General features: G+C 32.8%; 16 protein-coding genes. 10 read left to right on the top strand and 6 right to left on the bottom strand.

The features are described from left to right. The first annotated feature begins 330 nt into the window (after window positions 1–330). Entirely contained in the window at window positions 331–1,371 is a 1,041-nt protein-coding gene (locus BTM19_RS03890; RefSeq protein ID WP_029378804.1) for an NAD(P)-dependent alcohol dehydrogenase, read from the top strand. Between the two features lie 702 nt (window positions 1,372–2,073). Here the strand turns inward: BTM19_RS03890 and BTM19_RS03885 are convergent. Further along, complete coding sequence (locus tag BTM19_RS03885) at window positions 2,074–2,967, bottom strand: 2-hydroxy-3-oxopropionate reductase (protein WP_080704798.1); 894 nt, start codon at window positions 2,965–2,967, stop codon at window positions 2,074–2,076. Between the two features lie 73 nt (window positions 2,968–3,040). Next, complete coding sequence (locus BTM19_RS03880; RefSeq protein WP_058625803.1) at window positions 3,041–3,865, bottom strand: sugar phosphate isomerase/epimerase family protein; 825 nt, start codon at window positions 3,863–3,865, stop codon at window positions 3,041–3,043. Window positions 3,866–4,152: 287 nt separating this feature from the next. Here BTM19_RS03880 and BTM19_RS03875 point away from each other — a divergent pair, with 287 nt between their 5' ends. Continuing rightward, on the top strand, window positions 4,153–5,514 hold the full coding sequence (locus tag BTM19_RS03875; RefSeq protein WP_038679524.1) for a gluconate:H+ symporter: 1,362 nt from the start codon (window positions 4,153–4,155) through the stop codon (window positions 5,512–5,514). Window positions 5,515–5,734: 220 nt separating this feature from the next. On the opposite strand, the gene melB is transcribed toward BTM19_RS03875, so the two are convergent. The 3 genes from melB to BTM19_RS03860 all read right to left on the bottom strand — a co-directional run bounded on the left by melB (window position 5,735) and on the right by BTM19_RS03860 (window position 9,612). Continuing rightward, window positions 5,735–7,105 carry a melibiose:sodium transporter MelB gene (gene melB / locus BTM19_RS03870; protein WP_038679526.1) on the bottom strand — a complete coding sequence of 457 codons (1,371 nt, stop codon included), beginning with the start codon at window positions 7,103–7,105 and terminating at the stop codon, window positions 5,735–5,737. Between the two features lie 151 nt (window positions 7,106–7,256). Then, the gene (gene melA / locus BTM19_RS03865; protein ID WP_038679528.1) at window positions 7,257–8,555 is read right to left on the bottom strand and encodes an alpha-glucosidase/alpha-galactosidase; all 1,299 of its coding nucleotides are present in this window, start codon (window positions 8,553–8,555) and stop codon (window positions 7,257–7,259) included. Window positions 8,556–8,727: 172 nt separating this feature from the next. Next, a complete protein-coding gene (locus BTM19_RS03860) occupies window positions 8,728–9,612 on the bottom strand; it encodes an AraC family transcriptional regulator (RefSeq protein ID WP_029378808.1) in 885 nt (294 codons plus the stop codon). Window positions 9,613–10,132: 520 nt separating this feature from the next. Here BTM19_RS03860 and BTM19_RS03855 point away from each other — a divergent pair. The 6 genes from BTM19_RS03855 (at window position 10,133) to ychF (ending at window position 18,103) form a co-directional block, all read left to right on the top strand. After that, on the top strand, window positions 10,133–11,662 hold the full coding sequence (locus tag BTM19_RS03855) for an NADH dehydrogenase subunit 5 (RefSeq protein ID WP_029378809.1): 1,530 nt from the start codon (window positions 10,133–10,135) through the stop codon (window positions 11,660–11,662). Between the two features lies 1 nt (window position 11,663). After that, on the top strand, window positions 11,664–14,312 hold the full coding sequence (locus BTM19_RS03850; RefSeq protein ID WP_058625804.1) for a DUF2309 domain-containing protein: 2,649 nt from the start codon (window positions 11,664–11,666) through the stop codon (window positions 14,310–14,312). A gap of 165 nt (window positions 14,313–14,477) precedes the next feature. Beyond that, on the top strand, window positions 14,478–14,855 hold the full coding sequence (locus tag BTM19_RS03845) for a Na-translocating system protein MpsC family protein (protein ID WP_029378811.1): 378 nt from the start codon (window positions 14,478–14,480) through the stop codon (window positions 14,853–14,855). A 1,029-nt stretch (window positions 14,856–15,884) separates the two neighbouring features. Next, window positions 15,885–16,769 (top strand): mechanosensitive ion channel family protein, encoded by an 885-nt coding sequence (locus tag BTM19_RS03840; RefSeq protein ID WP_029378812.1) that lies wholly within the window; start codon window positions 15,885–15,887, stop codon window positions 16,767–16,769. A 21-nt stretch (window positions 16,770–16,790) separates the two neighbouring features. Continuing rightward, on the top strand, window positions 16,791–17,006 hold the full coding sequence (locus BTM19_RS03835) for a DUF951 domain-containing protein (protein ID WP_029378813.1): 216 nt from the start codon (window positions 16,791–16,793) through the stop codon (window positions 17,004–17,006). Then, entirely contained in the window at window positions 17,006–18,103 is a 1,098-nt protein-coding gene (gene ychF / locus BTM19_RS03830) for a redox-regulated ATPase YchF (RefSeq protein ID WP_029378814.1), read from the top strand. The genes BTM19_RS03835 and ychF overlap by 1 nt, the downstream gene beginning before the upstream one ends. A gap of 150 nt (window positions 18,104–18,253) precedes the next feature. Here ychF and BTM19_RS03825 read toward each other — a convergent pair whose 3' ends face one another. After that, on the bottom strand, window positions 18,254–19,060 hold the full coding sequence (locus tag BTM19_RS03825) for a GH25 family lysozyme (RefSeq protein ID WP_029378815.1): 807 nt from the start codon (window positions 19,058–19,060) through the stop codon (window positions 18,254–18,256). Window positions 19,061–19,488: 428 nt separating this feature from the next. On the opposite strand from BTM19_RS03825, the gene rpsF reads away from it, so the two are divergent. Next, on the top strand, window positions 19,489–19,794 hold the full coding sequence (gene rpsF / locus BTM19_RS03820; protein ID WP_017723387.1) for a 30S ribosomal protein S6: 306 nt from the start codon (window positions 19,489–19,491) through the stop codon (window positions 19,792–19,794). Window positions 19,795–19,812: 18 nt separating this feature from the next. Then, window positions 19,813–20,328, top strand: coding sequence for a single-stranded DNA-binding protein (ssb, locus tag BTM19_RS03815; protein ID WP_029378816.1), 516 nt, complete (start codon window positions 19,813–19,815; stop codon window positions 20,326–20,328). The last annotated feature ends 482 nt before the right edge of the window (window positions 20,329–20,810 follow it).

Genomic DNA, 20,810 nt, shown 5'->3' with positions numbered 1-20,810 from the left:
AAATTACATTTTCAACCTATAATAAATAAAAGAAGTGTCTTAATCTTTTCAAAATAAATATTGTCTAAACAAGAATTTGTTTTAAGAAAAAGATGTACAGAGCAATACAAAACCAGAAAACACGATAATGTAAGCAATAACTCATATAATAACTGGTTTTTAAAATTTTAATTGTATTTTGTAATAAAAACATGAAAAATATACGATACTATATAGGTATATAAATATATATAGGCTGTTTTTTAGACTAGAGTTAACTCTAAGCGCTATGATATTAGGTGAAGAAGTTGGAAAGTCTTCAAATAGGATAAGTACTGGAGGAATTATATTATGGTTAATGCTAAAGCTAGAGCGGTTAACGGGCCGGATTCGAATTTTCATGCTACAGAAATTAAAAGACGTGATCTTGATACACATGATGTATTAATTGAGATTAAATACGCAGGTATATGTCATTCTGATATTCATACTGCACATGGTGAGTGGGGACCAGTTCACTATCCACTAGTCCCAGGTCATGAAATTGCAGGTATTGTTAAAGAAGTTGGATCAGAAGTGAGTAAGTATGAAGTAGATGATCGTGTCGGTGTTGGCTGCATGGTTGATTCTTGTGGCGAATGCGAAAATTGTCAAAACGGTGAAGAACAATATTGTCTAAAAGGCATGGTTGGCACATACGCAGGTACGGATAGATATGGTGAACCGACACAAGGCGGTTATTCAACACATATTGTAGTACATGAAGATTTTGTATTACGTATTCCTGATAATATCGGTTTAGATGCTGCAGCACCATTACTTTGTGCGGGTATTACTACTTATTCACCTTTAAATCATTGGAAAGCAAGTGAAGGTAAAAAAGTAGCAATTATCGGTATGGGCGGTTTAGGACACATGGCTGTTCAAATTGCAAATGCCATGGGCGCAGAAGTTACTGTATTATCACAAACGTTAAATAAAAAAGAAGATGGTTTGAAATTAGGCGCAACACATTACTATGCAACAAGTGATGAATCTACATTTGAGCAGTTGCCAAAAACTTTTGACTTAATTATCAATACAGTAAGTGCAAACTTACCTTTAGATGATTACCTTAAATTGCTTACATTAGACGGTACAATTGTTAACGTTGGGGCGCCAGCGGAACCAATCTCATTAAGAGTTGCAAATTTAATTGGTCACCGTAGATCATTTGCTGGATCAGCTATAGGCGGTATACGTGAAACACAAGAGATGTTAGACTTCTGTGCCGAACACAATATCAAACCTCAAATTGAAATGATTTCAGCTGATCAAATAGATGAAGCTTATGAAAGAGTTTTAGCATCTGATGTTAAATATCGCTTTGTTATCGATACAAGCACAATGTAATTAACTTGCATTTAATGAATATCTAACGTGCTTTTAAATAATTTTAAAGTATATTATAGTAGCCACTTGTTTTAGACAGAGTTCTGAAATAGGTGGCTATTACTATACATATAACTTATACATTGCATGTAATTTAAAATTGTATAATATATATAATTGGTTATATATTCTTAATTATTAAGTAATTTTTATATAAAAAATTTGTGTAAGTTAAAATTTACTATTATACTAACTAATAAGCGTTTAAGTAAACGCTAACATAACGTTACAATAGTTGGGAGTGATTTTCATGCCAGATACAGATACTGCATCAGACTTATTGGAAAAGATCTTAGATTATTTATTTTCACTTAAAAAGTAATTTTTAAAAGTGGGTATTTATACTTAAAATCAATAAAGAATAATTGATTTGCTAAGAAACCTAACTTGAATTATGGATATGTCCCTGCAAAGTAATCAATTAACATTGAGAACTTTGCAGGGTTTTTTAGTTAAAATAGTGTAACAATGTGTGGACATTATGTTGAGGTAATAATCTGAAAATAAAGTGGAAAGCACATGTTGAGTATTAGTAGGTTTATATTGAAAGAAGAGATAAAAAAGTTGAGGCAAATTAATTGTCTCAACATTAATCATTATATAGGTAGTAGCTTCCTTGATTGAAATTTAAAGCATATCTCCAAAAATTTGGATTACGCTATTCTATACGCGATGGTTAGCCATTTTTTCGAAAAAATCAATAATATAGGAGTGGTCTTTTTTACTATTACCATTTGCTACTTCTGAACTGAAAACTTCTTTAACAATATTTGTAACAGGGAGTGGTACTCCTAAAGCGTTGGCAGAGTGTTGAATATTGCCTAAATCTTTAAAGTTTGTTTCAATTTTTCCACCAGGCTCAAAATTCCTTTCTATAATAGATGGCATCTTAGCGTCCATGACCGCACTACCGGCTAATCCACCACTAATTGCTTCAAAGAGTTTGTTCAAATCTATTCCTGATTTACTAGCATAAACACAAGCTTCTGATAAACCTGCTAAATTAATACTGACGATAATCTGGTTAGCCAATTTAGCTGCTGAACCAGTACCGCTTTCTCCAAAGTGAACAATATTTTCTCCCATTGTTTGAAATAAAGGTAGAACTTTTTCGAAATCTTGTTTTTCGCCACCAACCATAATGGATAGACGTCCTTCAAGAGCCATTGGTTCTCCGCCGCTGACAGGAGCATCCATAAATTGAATATTAAATGGTTTCAACTTGGCTGCGAATTCTCTGGAATCTTCAGTTGATACAGAACTCATATCTATCACAATAGTCCCTGGCTTACAATTATTCGCAAGGCCTTCCTCAGAAAATAAGACTTGTGTAACATGTTTAGATGTAGGAAGCATCGTTATAATAACATCGCAATTTTTAGCTATTTCACTATTTGAGCTACAGGCTTTGCCACCTAATGCTTTTAACTCATCAACTGCATTTGTATTTAAATCAAAAATATATGTTTCATAGCCACTTTTAATAATGTGAAGTGCCATAGGTTTTCCCATAATACCTAAGCCAATAAATCCAACTTTCATAAGTATTACCTCCATATACATAAATTTTAGCAATTATTCTAACTGATAATAGCGTGATGAAAATTATTGTTAAGTAAAATTTTCTCTACTATTTATCGTTGATTATAGGTTGAAGATGATTTTGAACATAGTTACCAAGATCTTTAATCACTTGGGTAGTGTTTGCATGTGCTTCTCCTATTTCATCTTCGAGCATTATCCAGCCGTTGTAGTCATTATCTTTCAAAATTTGTGTACATTTTGAAAAATCTATATCTCCAGCGCCCATGTTTTTCCATTCTGACTGATTAGCAACATCTTTATAATGCACATGCTTAATAAGTGAAATTGCATCTTCAAATACTTTTGATGGGTTCATACCGCCCATAGCAATATGTCCAGCATCTGGTGTATAGCCCATATAACCACCATCTAGGCCGTCGAACAGGACTTTATAATCTTCTTCAAATTTCCAATAAGATGTTTCATATGATATTGGGTGTAGTGAGGTTGTAATACCATGCTCTTCATAAGCGTGTTTAGCGAGCTCATTTGCGCCTGTAATAATTTCTTTTTGTCGTTGCAATAAATTATCCCTATTTTTGCCACTTCTTGATGGAACATTCATAATTGCTCCAGGGAAATGCTTGAGATAATTGAAAAAGTAATCATCTATCTCTTTTTCACTATCAGATGCATGCCCATCTACAAAAGCATGTGGCACTGTTAATGCTGCTAACTTTAAATTATTTTTGTCGAGAGCTTCTTTTAAAAGTTGTGGTGATTTCTCATATTTTCCTAACAAATTGATTTGTACATCTACACCAGTAAGTCCGGCATTTGCAATATCGTGTATTACTTGATCCATTTTATCTGCTTTTTCATCGTAGTCTAAAACCCAAGTGGAACCTTGGCAACCAAAATTAATCGTCATTATTTTCCTCCTAACAAGTCACTGTATATTGAATAAAAATATGTTTTTGTTAAATAAAATAATTTTTTGAAAACGCTAACAATATATTTCAACCCTATCACTTATAATACTTTTGTCAATAATAATGTGAAAACAAACGAAAATAAAAATAAACAAATGAAATTAATTGAAAATATAAAATAACTATATTAAAATCACACTTATATTATGTAAGCGCTTACTATAGATAATGTTTTACATCATAGTTAAATAAAATATTAATTTAGTGAAAGAGAGTGGGGATATGGATGCTTGAAGAAATTTGGCCACTTATTGGTGTAGTTATAGGTGTTATAGTTTTACTTATATTAATTATTGGGTTCAAATTAAATACTTTTATATCACTTATAGTGACTTCTATGTTTACAGGGATAATCTTAGGTATTCCAATTGATAACATCGTTGAAACAGTAGAAAAAGGCATGGGGGAGACTCTTGGTAGTATTGCAATCATTTTTGGTTTGGGTTCTATTTTAGGTAAGTTACTATCAGATGGTGGTGGCGCAACCCGAATAGCTGATAAATTAATTGAAACTTTTGGCGAAAAATATGTGAACTGGGCTATGTTAATTGCATCATTTATTATAGGTATTTCATTATTTTTAGAAGTTGCGTTTGTGTTACTTATTCCTCTTGTGTTTACATTAGCAAAACGAATGAATATTTCTAATCTTAAAGTGGGTCTTCCAATGACTATTTCGATAGCTATTACACATGGATTTTTGCCACCACATCCTGGACCAGTAGCTGTCGCACAAGCATTGAATGCTAATATTGGGCATGTATTGATGTATGGTATTATCATAGGTTTACCTTTAGCATTAATTGTAGGTGCTTTTTTCACAAAAATTGTATATAAAATTGTGCCATCAGCATTTGCTAGAGAAGGTAAACAGGTGAGTGTTGAAGAAGATAAGCCGGTAGCAGTAAAAGATAGACCTAGTTTTGGCTTAAGTTTATTAACAGCACTTAGTCCTATTATTTTAATGTTGTTGGCGACAATTATTCAATTAATTACTGGTCATGAGGATGGTAAAGCAGGTGGGTTTGAAGGTTTCATTTATTTCATTGGTTCATCAACAACTGCGATGTTAATTGCTGTTCTTATAGCGATTTATACGATGGGCATAAGAAGGAAAAAATCTACTGACCAAATTATGGCTACTATTTCAAATGCTATTACACCGATAGCGATGCTATTGCTTATCATTGGTGGGGGCGGTGTTTTCAAACAAGTTATTATAGATGGTGGCGTAGGTGATACCATATCTAAAATTTTCCACGGTACTGAGATGTCTCCAATTATATTGGCATGGTTGGCGACAGCTATTTTGAGATTAGCTTTAGGATCATCGACCGTTTCCGCACTATCATCAGTAGGTATTGTATTGCCATTAATACAATCTATGGATGTGAATATTTCTCTTATTGTACTTGCAATTGGCGCTGGGAGTGTCTTCTTTTCACATGTTAATGACGCAGGGTTTTGGATGTTTAAAGAATACTTTGGCTTAACTATGAAAGAAACATTTTTAACTTGGACGTTGCTAGAATCAGTATTATCCGTATTAGGATTAGGATTTATTTTGATTTTAAATGTTGTGATTTAATAAAGACAGATTTAAAAGGATAGAACAAAGCTTAATAATAGAAGTTGTGATTCAACATTTGCAACAACTTTAACATTATTGTTGTAGTGAGCCCATTATATTAATAGCAACACAAAACCCCCGTGCTATTTTGAGTAGAAAGGGGGTTTTTGAATATTAGTGGCTAAGATACTATAGGTGAGTCATTTTGGTTTTATCCATTTTGCAGTGGCTGTTTAGATTATCCTTTTTTACTTTTTCTTAGATTTAATACATTTACTACATCTTTTATATACGCCCCTTTTAATTTGTAACTCCATTTATAAATAATAAAACTAGCTATTATACAAATTATTGGGAGTATAATCATAATGAAACGCAATCCATTTTTTGTGAATTCGTTTTGTTGAACACCCGGTTGATAACCTAAAAGTGTTAAACTCCAACCAGTAATTAAACCGGAAATAGCCATAGCTGTTTTCATTAAGAAGGTCTGAGTAGATGTGATAACACTTTCATTTCTTTGTCCGAACTTCATTTCACTATAATCAATTACGTCTGCGATTGAAACGGTGATGATTCCCATAATGAAGCCAGTACCAATTTTGATAAAGGTAGTACCCAATACGACAGGTGATATGGCTTGTGGTGAAATGTAGCTTGCAGCTAGCAAAATCAATAGTCCGAATATGATACTACAGGTTGCAATAGGAAATATACGCTCTCGTGTAATCCATTTTGCAATTTTCGGAAAAATAATCAGAGCAAGAATTTCTACAAATCCCATACCGTTATAAAGTGCAAATAAAAACTTGGACTCAGCAACATAGCTAAAATAATAAATGAGAACATTTCCAATGATTTGTGTACATAAGAAAAAGGTGATTAAAATACCGATATAATTTAAAAGTTCTTTGTTGGTAAATAATATTCTCCATATATCTTTGAAACGTAATGTAATACCTGTATCAATATTTGTAGGTGCTTCTTTAACATTGTGGACAGTAATTCCCATTGTTGTGATAAAGAAGATAATTATAATGATTGTGAGTATTAAAAAACCAACAGATTGATCACCATTTCCAAATAAATTGTCTAAGAATAGTATAATACTTAAACCGATAGCGCCCAAAATTAAATTAGCTAGGCTTGCAAATATTCTTGGAATTACTGAAACCTCTTCACGTTCGGTTGGATTATTCGTTAAATTTGGTAACCATGACCAATAAGGAACATCCATCATAGTGTAAGTCATGCCCCAAAGCATATACATTATTGTGATAAATACATATAGACTGGTTCCAGACAAATCAAAATTTGTAAACAGTATAATAGTGACAATAGAATTGATAATAGTGCCAATAAATAACCATGGTCTAAATTTTCCCCACTTTGTTTTTGTTTTATCTACAATCATTCCCATAATAGGATCATTGATAGCATCCCAAATTCGAGCTACAAAATATAATGTTCCTACAAAACCAGCTGTAATACCTAAGATGTCTGTTAAATAGTACATAAGATATATACCAATTAGGTTAACAACTAAATCTTTACCAAAAGCACCGATGCCAAATGAATATTTCTCTTTACGTGTTATTTGTCGTTCCAAATAAATCACCTCATAAGAAAACTTAAGTCGTTATATAAACAAATTCCTTAAGTTTTTAGATATATATAACTTTTCAATTATAGTAGTAAAATGTTTTGTAAAAAACCAGACACTGCTTATCTAATTGAATAATGGCAGGTCTGGTGTAAGTTTATTTATATGACGGAAGCCAATCACCGTGGGCTTCAATTAAATCATCACAAAGAGAGATGATATCGTCGATAGATAGCTCAGAAGCTGTATGTGGGTCTAACATAGCAGCTTGATAAATTTTTGACTTATCATTAGTTAATGCAGCTTCTATTGTTAATAATTGAGTGTTTATATTTGTTCTGTTCAGGGCTGCGAGCTGTTCTGGCAAATTACCTATATAAGTAGGTGCTACACCGCTTGCATCAACTAAACATGGGACTTCGACAACTGCATTTTCAGGTAGATTGCTTATTAAGCCTCCTGTGTTTAATACATTGCCACCAATTTTAAATGGTTTATTTGTTTCCATTGCTTCAATAATATAAGAACCGTATTCGTTCGAACGTTGATGAGTTAGGTTTTGGTCGTTGACGATATCATCACGCATTTGTGACCATGCTTCTATTTGTTTTATGCAACGACGAGGGTATTCATCTAACGGAATATTGTAATCGTCAATTAATTCTGGGTACAGATTTTTAATAAAGTAAGGATGATATTCTGCGTTATGTTCAGATGACTCTGTAACATAAAATCCAAATTTATCTAAAATTTCAAAACGAACCATATCGTCATGTTTTGATTTTTGTTTTGCTTTGGCACGCTTTTTGATTTCTGGATATAAGTCCTTGCCATTTTGTTTGATTTCAAGTAACCAAGCCATGTGATTAATTCCAGCAATCTTAGATTGTATATTATCTTTTGGTAAATCTAATGAATCCAATAAGTCATTCGTACATACTTGGACACTATGGCAAAGTCCAACCGTTTTAATACCTTCTTTTAGCATTATATTAGTTAAAACTGCCATTGGATTTGTATAATTTAAAAACCAAGCATTTGGACATACTTCTTTAATATCATCGGCAAAGGCTTGCATTACGGGTATTGTTCTTAGATTACGGAAAATACCTCCAATACCTAATGTATCAGCAATAGTTTGTCTTAATTTATATTTTTTAGGGATTTCAAAATCAGTAATTGTAGCAGGATCATATCCACCCACTTGTATTGCATTTATGATATATTTTGCTCCGGATAATGCCTCTTTACGATTATGGTACGCTTTCACAGTAACGTTTGAATGTAAATTTTTCTTTAAATTATTTAACATCATTTCTGAATCGTGTAAGCGTTGCTCATCTATGTCATATAAAGCAAATTCAAAATCCTGTAACGCCTCCACTGTCATACAATCGCCTAGTACATTTTTGGCGAAAACAGTACTTCCTGCGCCTAGAAATGTAATTTTGTCCATTAAGCATGCCCCCTAGTTTTATTTAAAAACCGAATAATCATTAATACTGTCTATTTTTTAAAATTTAAAACGAAAATTTTCTGATATCACTATAGCTTATGTATAGATTAGACATTATTTTTAGGACAAACAAGCGTAAATAATATTGAAAAGAGTAATATATTGCTCTTTGTTAATCTATAAACAACTTATCAACTGGCATGATTGTAGTATTTTTTCGATAGTTATTAGGAGTTATACCAACAATTTTCTTGAAAACTTTACTAAAGTAATTACTCGAGGCGTAACCTACTTCAAACGCAATAGATTCAATGTTTTGGGAACTTTTAGTTAATAAAATTAATGAATTTTTAATTCTAGTTTTAGTTAAATAATTAATAGGTGTATCATTCACAACTTTATGAAATTGGCGACTAAAATGATATTTTGATAAACCGGTAACTGCTACAATATCGTCCAATGTAATATCTTGTTGATAATGACTTTCTATAAATTTAATTGCTTTTATAGTTGGTAGAGGATAATTATTAGATCTCTGCAAACCATATTCGAGATATTCTAAGCATTTCATCATAAAAGTATAAGCACAGGAAGAAGATTCGTATCCATGTTTAATGCCCACAGCGTCTATTTTTTCCAATGTTTCTATAATGTATTTGATAGGCTCGGAATTTATAGGGAATTTCATGATATTTCCATGTGTAGATACAATTCTGTTAAATAATCTACTAACTTCTTCGCCATAAATTGTAAAATAAATAAATTCCCATTCACTCGATTGATTGGGAAGATAGTAACAGTGATTACTTGGTACACGAACAAAAAATGCATCATCTTTAGCAAGTTGATAAATTTTTTCTCCTATAGAAATTGCACCGCGGCCGCGAGTCGTATATTGAAAAATATATACATCTTGTTCTCCTCTGTGCAAACCATGCCATCGATAATTTGGACTTTGTACGAGTTCGAAGCCAATTGCACTTAAACCAGCAACATTATTTTGATAATCTCCTTTAAATCTAAAACCATAAGCATTATAGTCAATTTTTTTCGTCAACTTCTATCCCTCCATACTTGCTAATTATTTTAGCATTATTTAAGTGAAAAATATTAAATATATATTTATAAAATTTATATTTAATTAATGATTTTTTGCTATTAAAAGTTTCTATTTCTTGACAATGACGAACAATAAGTTTATGTTTGTAATATTAAATAAAAATAAATATAGTCGTTGATGTGCGTTTGAACTAGGTGATTTAGGCTTTAGCAAGATGTTAATAGAAATATTGGCAAATTGAAAAAGTAAACGAATTGAAGTAGAAAGCGAAAATCATACGACATATGTAAACTGATTTAACTTAAACTATAAATTTTAAAAGCAACATACATATATAGGTAGCAAAACAAAACACTGCATAAAGTATTAGCGTGCGTTGTAATGAAGCCGACAGTAGTAATAAATCGTCGAAGATTTATTATATATTGTCGGCTTTTTTTAATAAGTCTTACAACTATATTTTAGAAAAGCTAACTTTATGACCAAAGTCTTCATATCCAATAAAGGAGGATTCGATATGCTTACATCGCCTAATTTATCATCACTTCTCATTCTATTATTTGTCGCGATATTCATCTCAGTAATAAGCAGCGTTATATTTTTAAATAAGCGCATATCACTAGCGTACGTTCGTATACATATTTGTTTAGTGGCATTGCCGCCATTGATAGCGTTCGTTGGCTTAATTTTAGCACCAAAGAACATTAATATTGGCTTATGGTATTCAGATATTTTATCTTGGCTGATGGCATTTTTCGTATTGGTTATTGGTTTAATCATCCAACGTTATTGTGTACGCTATCTGGCTGGAGATAGAAGTTTTAGAAAATACTTTATGTTATTTACTTTAACGACAAGCTTTGCAGCTACAGCATGGTTAACAGGTGATGTTCGTATTATGGTAGTCAGCTGGGGCTTCACATTAGTAGGCCTGACGTTACTGATTAGTTTGACAAGTGCTTGGAGAGTGACGAGAGCAGCAGCAATTGTTACAGGGAAATTATTTTTCTTGAGTTGGCTGGCATTATTGCTAGCTGTTACATGGTTAGGATTTGTAACAGGAGAATGGCATTATACAGGCATGTTTACCGAAGCTAATCTCAATCAGATTAATGCATGGACACGTTTTGGCATTAATATTTTAATAGTATTAGCAGTTATGATTCCAGCGGCACAATGGCCATTCCACAGATGGTTAATAGAGTCTGTTGCAGCACCAACTCCTGTTTCTGCAATAATGCACGCTGGTATTGTGAATGCTGGGGGTATTATGCTTACGCGTTTTTCTCCATTATTTAATGGTGACATCGCAACAATTGTTTTATTAAGTTTTGCGAGTATCTCTGTACTTATAGGCGCAGGTATTAGCTTAGTACATGTAGACTATAAAAGGTTATTAGTGGGTTCAACAATAGGACAAATGGGTTTTATGTTAATTCAATGTGCGCTAGGTGCATATATACCTGCAATTATTCATCTAATATTACATGGTTTATTTAAAGCGACACTCTTTTTACGCTCTGGTTCGGCTGTACGACATTTTAATGTACCGAGTCGTGCAAATGAAAGAATGTCTTACTTATGGATATTAGTAGGACGTGGATTAGCAATTATGATAGGTCTTGGATTTTGGTTATCTGCTCCAGAACAAGGTTACCGTTTAGTTAGTGGTCTTATTTTAGCGTGGTCATTATCTGTATCTTGGACACAACTAGTTGCCTTTGGTGAAGGGAAATTTGGTCGTATCATGGGTTTATTAGTAATGAGTGTAGTTGGCATAGTTTATTATATAGTTCACCACTTCTTTAGTGATGCTTTGCATACCATCGCATTTCATAGCGCACAGCCACCTATGTTCGCAACTGTAATTGTTGCGCTAATTTTATTATTTGGTAGTTTGATGAGTACGTGGGTAGCACGTCATCGTTCATCGGTAGCATTTTCAATTATTTATATGTGGATCGTACGTTTAGGTGATGCGAAAATTGAAACAGTGGAACGTCACCCTAATTACTTGAAAAAATATCTATCCAAAGGAGGGCACTAAAATGGGAGAATCAAACATAAATTCTGTTACGCAATTTAGCTATATTGATGATATTCGTATGACAGTTGACAATGCGAGCAAGGTCATTGTTCCTTTATCACCCATTTCAGTTTTTGCTGCTAGAAGTCCTTGGTCTGGATTAGAAGATAAAACATTTGATGAAGTGGCAAGTTGGTTAAAACAAGAACGTAAAGTTGATATTTATCCAGCGAGAACAACTATTATAGAAGCAAGACAACAAGGTGAAATAAGCGATAAGTATATAGAACGTCGTTTTCAACAATGGATAGAAGAAACAAAGATATCTATTCCGAAAGCGCACGCTATTCAGTATGGTAATCAAGCATTAAAGTTACAGCCATTGGAGATAAACTCAGAAAAACAAGAAGTCGTAGATGAACTCGTGAAAGAGTTGACGGAAAGTTTGAAGGGAAGTAATACTACATCCGGACAATCTTCATCAGTGCCGTTAATTAGTACATACGTCTTTAATGATAAAAAAGAAAGATTAATCGATACTTTGGATTATCACATAATCAAATGGTGTAAGTTATTTATTGATGACGCGCAGTCCGGATGGACGATGCCAGACAGAGATAAAGGCCTCTTTAATGCTTGGCAGAGATTAGTACCATATGACCCAGCGTTAACTAAACAGCAACGTAGACGTTTGCAATCATTGCCAAACGATGCTGAATCATTACTTAAAACCTCATTAAACAATCTAGGTGTTAAGGATATAGAAGTTCAAACATATTTAGAGAATCATTTATTGTCATTACCAGGTTGGGCAGGTATGATGATGTGGCAAGATGACCATCATAAGAAGGTCCATGATTTATTATTTACTTATCTTGCTATACGTGTTGCGATGGAATGGGCAATCGTAGAGCCGCATTTACCGGTTAAGCCACCAAATACTAAAGATGAAAGTGTTTTGGAAACAAGCATTGTTTCATGGTTGCAGTGGGGTGGATTTACCGTAGAAACTTGGCGTGCGTTAAGTATAGAAGAACAAGAACAATATGTGCAGTTTGCGAAAGCTTTTAATGAGCAATTATGCAGGAAATTGTGGTTAGAGGCATGGGAAGCAACCTATAATGAACAATTAAAAGATATGATTGTACCAGAACAACCTCATGAAATAACAGCACAACAAGTAGAAGTTCAAATGTCATTCTGTATTGATGTAAGGTCGGAACCTTTTAGAAGACAAATTGAAGCAGCCGGCCCATTTGAAACTCTTGGCATTGCAGGTTTTTTTGGTTTGCCAATTGAGAAATCTGAGTTAGGTAGCAAATACAGTCATCCGTCATTACCAGTTATGAGTCAGCCACAGCATAAAATTGAAGAATACACACATGAACGTGAGCCCAATGCATTCCAACAACGTAAGCATGCATTAGAATCCGTTACTTATACATTTAAAAAAATGAAGCAGAACGTTTTGCCTAGTTTGCTCTTGCCGGAATTGAGTGGTCCTTGGTTATCGCTACAAATGTTAACGAGAAGTTTTATACCGAAACGTGTGGGTGTAATGATTCGTAAGTTTTATAGCAATTGGTTACAAAAACCACAAGATACTACTTTAACATTGGATCGCAATCAACATCATAATCATCAGCATGTACATTTTGAAGATGGATTACCAATTGGTTTCACCAAAGCAGAAAAAGTAAATTACGCATTGCAAGCACTAAAATTAATGGATTTAACTAAAGACTTTGCGCCGTTAGTTGTGATGTGTGGTCATGGTAGCCAAAGTGCTAATAATCCTTATGCGGCTTCATTAGATTGTGGCGCATGTGGTGGGGCAGCTAGTGGTTTCAATGCTAAAGTATTGGCTCATTTATGTAATATGACTGAGGTAAGAGAAAGTTTGTTACAGGAAGGTATTGAAATACCAGAAAGCACTATTTTCGCAGCTGCAGAACATCAAACTTCTGTAGATGAATTGAAGTGGATATATTTACCTAAATTATCCCAAGAGGCACAAATAGCTTACGATAAAATTGAAGCGGCAATGCCTCGAATAAGCTATGCCGCAAATAAAAAAAGATTGGCGCAGTTACCGAATAATAATATAGTTAAGCCGAACCCAGTCGATGAAGTTCATCGTATAACAAATGATTGGAGCGAGATAAGACCAGAATGGGGATTAGCGAAAAATGCAGCATTTATTATAGGTCAACGTGAATTAACTAAGAATAGTGATTTAGCAGGTAGAGCATTCTTGCATAATTATGATTGGCAAAATGATAAAGATGGTAATATATTAGCAAATATTATTGCCGGCCCAGCACTTGTTGCCCAATGGATTAATCTACAATACTATGCGTCTACAGTAGCACCTCATTTTTATGGTAGTGGAAGTAAAGCAACGCAAACAGTAACGGCGGGTATCGGTGTTATGCAAGGGAACGCCAGTGACTTATTAACAGGATTGCCATGGCAATCTGTTATGGCAGCTGATTACAAAATGTACCATTCGCCAATAAGATTATTGATTGTTATCCAAGCTCCACAGTCATTTATTAAAAACTTATTGGATAATGATTCTGATTTTAACCAAAAAATAGTTAATGGCTGGGTTAGATTGGCCAGTATTGATGAACAAGGATTATGGCATGATTGGACAACAAACCTTTAAAGCGGTTATGGGAAATCTAAGCTTTCCACTTTAGGGCATTTAAAAGAGTAATTTGATATTTCTTAGGTAACACAACGTAGTTATAGAGAAAATTGCTGAAAAATGATACTGTTATCTTTGTTAAAATGAATTTCTAATTTTGATTCTACGGGAGATGTATATTTAATGAAAAAAACCAAAGGTACCTATGAATCTGAAATCAGTAAAGCAATTACACAATGGGAAAAAGACTTCCTTGGTCGTGGTTCTCTTTCAGTTAAAACAGACATATTACGTGATATGATAATAGTCAGTTTACAAGGTGTGTTGACACAAGCAGAGTATAAAGTTTGTGGCACGAATGAAGGGTTATTAACGATTAAACGAACACGTTCTAAACTTGTAGAATCAGGTATAGAAGAACTCAATGAAATTGTGTTATCAATTTCAGGTGAAGAAGTTAAAAGTTTTCATACAGACTTGAGCTCTATAACTGGAGAACGTATAATGATTTTTAAATTATATAATGATTTAGAGAAAAAATTGCTGAGTAGCAATGACTAATTTTCGAAGAAATACACTTAATTTATCAATAAATTAAGTGTATTTCTATGTGTAACGTTGAAAAGTTAGAGAAATAAATTAAGCGCATATTTAAGTGGCCAATAGCATCAAAAAATGCACATACTGTTGTAAGGGACAGTATGTGCACATTACTAGTTATAAATTAGGAATCCGGAAGAGTAAAGCTTGCGTTAAAAACTATCATCATATAAATAATTGGGTGTTAAAGTATCATAATCTTTAATTAAGGTTCTTAGTTAAAGATTCATTGTTCTAAAATTTCTAAAAGTGTAGAACATAAACTAAGTATTACGGGATTAATATTTCAACTTTAACCACTAGCTTGAAAATAATATGTAACTTAGCTATTTAATACCCAACAACGACGAAAAAAGTATTATTTAAATAAAGTAACATGAATTCGTTTAAAAGCTTGTGTAACAGTGGTCAGTCATATTAATATACAAAGTTTACTAAAAGTGAGCTCACCTCCTACATATAAATATTATAATAATTGAATAAATTTTTGGTGTAAATTCCCCAACTGTTTGAAAATAATGCGTAAATGTTAATATATAAAAATTATTTAAAAATTAATTATATGTAATTTTATACTCTGCACCATTAAGTGATTTACATAAAAATGTGATTAATTAAAATCGATTATTTTTATAGATCACGTAATTTGAATTTCTGCTATTCTATAAAAAAATAAAAATACACTTGAATTATTATGAAAGTTTATAGTAATATTGCTAACTGGGTGTTAAAGAATCATAATTTTTAATTATGGTTCTTTTTCTTTTGCCATTTTTTAGCTACAAACGCTAAAAATAACATGAAAATTATGCTTAAATACTTTGCTAACGTTTATATTTTTAATAAACTAGATGAGGTTAACTTTTACTGTGATTAATAAGTAGTATAAATCGTTGATAAGGTTTGAATTTAGAGCGAAAGTTGGATTTGTTTTACCTTTAAAAAGGTTATAATAAAATGAAGTGAAGTTGTGTTAAGGAGGAAATATAGTTGAATCAAGTGAAAAATATTCTTTATTCTATAATAGAACCATTATTGCAACCAGAAACATATCAATCATTACTCTCTAATTTAATAATGATTATAGTTTATGTAGTGGCTGCATGGATTCTTTTACATTTTGTGAATAAAGGTATCGCACAGTTCTTTAAAATTCAAAATAAAGGTAAGAATAGTAATAAAAAACGTTCAAAAACTTTAATATCATTAGTGCAAAATGTAGTCTCATATGTGGTATGGTTCATAGTGTTAACTACGATTTTAAGTAAGTTTGGTATCAGTGTAGGCGGTATTATAGCAAGTGCTGGCGTCGTTGGCTTGGCTGTTGGTTTTGGCGCACAAACTGTAGTTAAAGATATTATTACAGGTTTCTTTATTATTTTTGAAAACCAATTTGACGTAGGAGATTATGTTAAAATTAGTAATGGTGGCGCTCCAGTAGCAGAAGGTACTGTTAAATCAATAGGGCTAAGATCTATGCGTATTAATACTATTTCTGGTGAGCTAACTACATTACCTAATGGTAGTGTGGGGGAAATTACGAATTACTCTGTAATAAATGGAGAAGCAATAGTAGAAATTCCAGTTTCTATAACAGAAGATATTGATAAAGTGGAAGATGAATTAAATGCTTCCTTTGAAGCGATTCGTTCGCAATACTATTTATTTATATCTACGCCAGAGGTGGTTGGTGTAAATTCCATCACAAATAATGAAATCGTATTACGTATTTCTGCAGAGACGATACCTGGAGAAGGCTTTACAGGGGCACGCATTTTAAGAAAAGAAATATTGAAATTATTCAAAATTAAAGAAATTAAAATGCCACAACCAATGATGGTACAATACGAACCAAACCAACAAAATAATGCATAAGACGGTCGGAGGTGTTACAGAATGACATCCAATTACGGTTTGAATGATATTGTAGAAATGAAAAAACAGCATGCATGTGGTACGAATCGTTTTAAAATCATTCGTGTAGGTGCAGACATCCGAATAAAATGTGAAAACTGTCAGCGTAGTATTATGATTCCTAGACAAACATTTAATAAAAAACTAAAAAAAATTGTGGTATCACAAAAAGATACTACCGATAAGGAGAATGAATAATGGCTTTAACAGCAGGTATTGTCGGCTTACCAAACGTAGGAAAGTCTACACTTTTTAACGCAATTACAAAAGCAGGTGCGCTTGCAGCAAACTATCCATTCGCAACAATTGACCCTAACGTAGGTATAGTGGAAGTGCCGGATAGTAGATTAGACGTTTTAACAGAAATGGTAGAACCGAAAAAAACAATTCCAACAACATTCGAATTTACCGATATTGCAGGTATTGTTAAAGGTGCTTCTAAAGGGGAAGGCTTAGGTAATAAATTCTTATCTCATATCCGTGAAGTAGATGCGATTTGCCAAGTTGTGCGTGCTTTTGATGATGACAATGTTACACATGTTTCTGGCCGTGTAGATCCAATTGATGACATTGAAGTTATTAATATGGAGCTCGTATTAGCAGATTTAGAATCTGTAGACAAACGTTTACCAAAATTAGAAAAAATGGCACGTCAAAAAGATAAAGATGCAGTGAACGAAACACGTATTTTATCAAGAATTAAAGAAGCTTTAGAAGAAGGTAATCCTGTAAGAAGCTTGGAATTTACAGAAGAAGATCAAAAATATGTGAACCAAGCTCAATTGTTAACTTCTAAAGAAATGTTATATATCGCTAACGTAGGCGAAGATGAAATTGGCGATGAAGATAATGAAAAAGTAAAAACTATCCGTGAATATGCAGAGAAGGAAGATTCTGAAGTCATCGTAATCAGTGCTAAGATTGAAGAAGAAATTGCTGTACTTGAGGATGAAGACAGAGAAATGTTCCTAGAAGATTTAGGTATTGAAGAACCAGGTCTCGATCGTTTAATTCGTACAACTTATGATTTGCTTGGTTTGGCTACTTACTTTACGGCAGGTGTACAAGAAGTACGTGCATGGACATTCATTAAAGGTATGACTGCTCCGCAATGTGCGGGTATTATCCACACGGATTTTGAACGTGGTTTTATTCGTGCAGAGGTTACTAGTTATGACGACTACGTAGAATTTAATGGTGAAAATGGTGCCAAAGATGCTGGTAAACAGCGTTTAGAAGGTAAAGAATACATTATGAAAGATGGCGACGTTGTACACTTTAGATTTAACGTGTAAAACAGTTAGCCTCCACATGATATATTGGAATATAGTGATATAAAGATCTTAATATTATAAAACAGGCTGGGACAAGTTAACTTGTCCCAGCCTTAATTATTATATTAATAGGAGCTTATAGTCCTACCATCTTTTCTAATGTTTATAAAGTTAAGAGATGAACCAATCGGTACTAACATTTGGTCCTGTATAATTAGCATCTACTTCTTGATTTAATTCAGGGGAAGCGTAGCTATCAGTATACTGCCATAAAACGTGATTGCGAGTAGGCTGACCTGGGTTATAGTTAGCCATCCAGTAGCCATCATAATTTTCTACAGATTGTTCAGCATGTTCTAACATGAAATTTTCGTATGAATAAAATAGTACTTTTTTATTTCCTGCCAAACCCTTCATTTCGTCATACCAAGCATTCGTACTTTCTTCGGTAGTGCCAGAGGTAACTGAGTTTTGTTCAAAATCATTTATATAAAAGCTTGCTTTTGGTGCACGATTATATAAAGTTTGTGCCTCATAACGTGCGTCATCAGGATTTTCATACATACTATATGAATAGACACCAAAGTCTAAGTTATGTTTATCTAATAAATCAGAATTGTGTTCTAAGGACTCGTCTATTTTTTCTGAGCCGTATTGCGCTCTAATAATAATGAAATCGTAGTTTGCTTTTAAGTCCTTTACTTCTTGATCAGTCAAATCGCCTTGCCATTCAGAAATATCTAAAATACGTTCACTATCTTGTGTAGTTCCAGCTTCAGATTGAATGTCATTAGAACGAGTTGTTGTTTCTTGATTTGTACCTTTTTCTGGATGTTTATTTAAATATTGTTGGTATCCATATCCCATTGTTCCTTTTTGGCTTGAGGTATTATCAGCTGCATAAGCAGAGTTAATAGTTGCTGTTGATGCAAATAATACACACATTGTAATGAATCCTTTTTTAATTGTAGAAACCATAACATACTCCTTTGTTTATGTACTTAAAAAATATCACTAAAATAAAGTGGTTAAAAAATATAAAAAGCGAACATAGAGGTTATGCTAGTAGAATTAAAGTGGATTTTCAACCTTAGTTTAAATGGCATTTATTTTTTATTAAAATAATGAATTGTGATTTATAAATTTAAATATATGAAATAGTGTCAATTTATAAAATGAAAAGTAAGCGAATGTCTATATATGAGAAATATCCATTACAAAAGTTAATATTTTCTAATGTTTCATATGAAACATTCATATGAAATTAAGCAATTGCTAAAGATGGATAACCATTGTAAAAAGTAAAGGCTTGTGCTATAATTCTTGATTGTGAGTAATGAAAATTATTCCTTGCTTGTCACAAATGATGATGAGCCGCATAGACCACAAGGAGGTGCAATTATAAAATGAGAACATATGAAGTTATGTACATCGTTCGTCCAAACATTGAAGAAGATGCTAAAAAAGCTGTCGTTGAACGTTTCAACGGAATTTTAGCTTCTCAAGGATCAGAAGTTTTAGAAGCTAAGGATTGGGGCAAACGCCGTTTAGCTTACGAAATCAATGATTTCAGTGAAGGTTACTACAATATCGTACGTATCCAAACTTCTGATAACGAAGCTACTGACGAATTCCAACGTTTAGCTAAAATTTCAGACGATGTAATCCGTTATATCGTAATTCGTGAAGACGAAGATAAGACAAGAAAATAATAGATGGGGGTCGTTTAAATGATAAATAGAGTTGTTTTAGTCGGTCGTTTAACGAAAGATCCAGAATATAGAACAACACCCTCAGGCGTGAGTGTTGCGACTTTTACTCTAGCAGTAAACCGTACGTTTACAAATGCGCAAGGGGAACGCGAAGCAGATTTCATTAATTGTGTCGTTTTTAGAAAACAAGCAGATAATGTAAATAACTACTTATTCAAAGGTAGTTTAGCTGGCGTTGACGGTCGCATTCAATCACGTAGCTATGAAAACCAAGAAGGGCGTCGTGTTTTTGTAACTGAAGTAGTTTGTGATAGCGTTCAATTCCTTGAACCTAAAAATCAAAACCAACGTCATGGCCAAGAAGGGAATAATAATTTCCAAAACTTTGGTGGACAACAATCAGGACAAAATACATCGTCATATCAAAATAACAATAATAACAACAACAATACATCAAATAATAATCAATCAGATAACCCATTTGCAAATGCAAACGGACCTATTGATATTAGTGATGACGACTTACCGTTCTAATCTACAAGCATTGTGTGAATGTTTTGTAGACTGTTTAGAAGTATATTAAAATGTGTGAAATTATATTATACGTGTGTGTAAATGTGTGAAGTATAATATGATAGCTAATACACCTTCAAGTGTTGAAGGTGTATTTTTTTGTTTTTTAAATATGTGGTTACTAAACTGAGAATAATCTATAAGAGTGTGATAGGAATCGAGTTAATTGAAATGCTAAGTCCTAAATTAACTGAAAAATCAGAATAATACAATAAAGTTAAGCGCAATTCAAGAGTGTATTATTACTTTTCGTAACAATAAAGTTTAATGTGAGATTATAATTAATTAAAGTAATTAATAAAATCTAATTTAAAATAAATAACTAAAGATTTATAGATGTTTTAACAATTGATAATTGGGAATTTATTTAACTATGTTGTAAATAAAAAAATATAATATCATTGAAGAATTCTTTAAATAATATTATTATAAGTTATGTACTA

Source organism: Staphylococcus xylosus, from assembly GCF_002732165.1.
Classification (GTDB): domain Bacteria; phylum Bacillota; class Bacilli; order Staphylococcales; family Staphylococcaceae; genus Staphylococcus; species Staphylococcus xylosus.
The sequence above is the reverse complement of the archived record's forward strand: the minus strand, read 5'-3'. Positions and strand labels throughout refer to the sequence as shown.